Origin of the sequence: Aeromicrobium sp., assembly GCF_049586495.1 — a bacterium.
Lineage (GTDB): Bacteria > Actinomycetota > Actinomycetes > Propionibacteriales > Nocardioidaceae > Aeromicrobium.
The window spans coordinates 1-1,532 of record NZ_JBAVCB010000183.1 but is presented as its reverse complement, the minus strand read 5'-3'; the positions used below and the strand labels follow the sequence as shown (position 1 = coordinate 1,532).

The following is a 1,532-nucleotide window of genomic DNA, read 5'->3' as shown; positions in this document are numbered from 1 at the left end:
CGACCGTGTCGCCCAGATGCGCCATGGCGACAGCGTGCGCGATGGCTTCACGGCGGCCCGCGATCTCGATGGCCAGGCCCGGTCCGGGTTCTGCGCCGGCCATCACTTCAGCACGGATCGTGGCGGGGCGCTCGGTGCGCGGGTTGTCGTCCGTCACGATCACCACATCGGCATCTGCTGCAGCGGCCGCGCCCATCAGGGGACGCTTCCCGTGATCGCGGTCCCCGCCTGCACCGATCACGATGATCAGACGACCCGCCGTGACAGGTCGGAGTGCGGCGAGCACCGCCGTGACGGCGTCCGGCTTGTGCGCGTAGTCGACGATCGCGGTGAAGTCCTGACCGGCTTCCACCCGCTCCATCCGGCCGGGCACCCCGGTCGACGCGGCAATGCCGGCGGCAAGATCCACTGGATCGTGCCCGGCCGTGGCCAAAGCAACCAGCGCTGCCAACGCGTTCGACACGTTGAAGACTCCGGCCAGCGGCACGTGCAGCTCGGTGGCCGATCCGTCTGGGCCGAGGACCTCCAGGTCGGTGCCGAGCCGGTGCGGCCGGACGTTGACGGCACGCCAGTCAGCAGCCGCACCGTCGGTGGAGAAGGTGGTGACGGGCAGCGACGTCAGCTCGATCAGGCGCCGCCCGTGCGCGTCATCGACGTTGACGACGGCATGCTTCGCGTGCTCAGGGGTGAACAGTGCAGCCTTGGCCAGGAAGTACTCCTCGACCGTCTCGTGGAAGTCGAGATGATCACGGCCCAGGTTGAGAAACACCGCGACGTCGAAGGCGAAGCCGTCCACTCTGCCCTGCACGAGTGCATGGCTGGAGACCTCCATGGCACACACCTCGACGTCCTCCTCGCGCATGACGGCGAACAAAGCCTGCAGCTGCGGTGCTTCCGGGGTCGTCAGGGCCGAGGCAGCCGCGACGCCGGCGATCCGCGTGCCGATGGTGCCGACGACCGCTGAACGGCGACCCGTCAGTGCCGCTTCCGCCAGATAGGTGGTGGTGGTCTTGCCCTGGGTGCCTGTGATGCCCAGCATGGTCATCGCCGTGGTGGGACGGCGGTAGAACTCAGCGCTCAGGTCCGCGAGAACTGCTCGCGGATGTTCGACCACCACGACCGGCACGCCTGTGACGCGAGCTGCCCCCTCGGCGTCGGTCAGGATGGCCACCGCACCCGCTTCGATCGCCGTCGGGGCGTAGTCCGCGCCATGAGCCCGGGCGCCTGGAAGCGCCGCGTACAGATCACCGGACTCCACCTGCGAGCTGTTGAGCGCGATGCCAGTGAATCTGATGTCGGCCGCCCCCTCCGGTGCCCCGACCTCCAGTCGTTCAGCCAGGTCCGCCACCGCCCACGACGGAGACTCCGAGGGCCTCACCCGCATCTGATTCGCCACGTCGCCAACCTATCTGGCCGGATACCTGGAGAGCGCAACCACAGGTCGGAGCGAAGCGACGACAGACGGGCAGCGGCGAAGCCGCGAGCGAGCGCGAGGCACGAGCGCGGCCCGCCCAAACTCAGGCGGCACGCAA

The 1,532-nt window shown here is 68.9% G+C and carries 1 protein-coding gene; it reads right to left on the bottom strand.

Annotated elements, in window-relative coordinates; translation table 11 throughout:
- The coding region (locus tag WB508_RS09610) for a UDP-N-acetylmuramoyl-L-alanyl-D-glutamate--2,6-diaminopimelate ligase (protein ID WP_423844665.1) at window positions 1-1,396 on the bottom strand (1,396 nt) is incomplete at its 3' end.
- Between the last annotated feature and the right edge of the window lie 136 nt (window positions 1,397-1,532).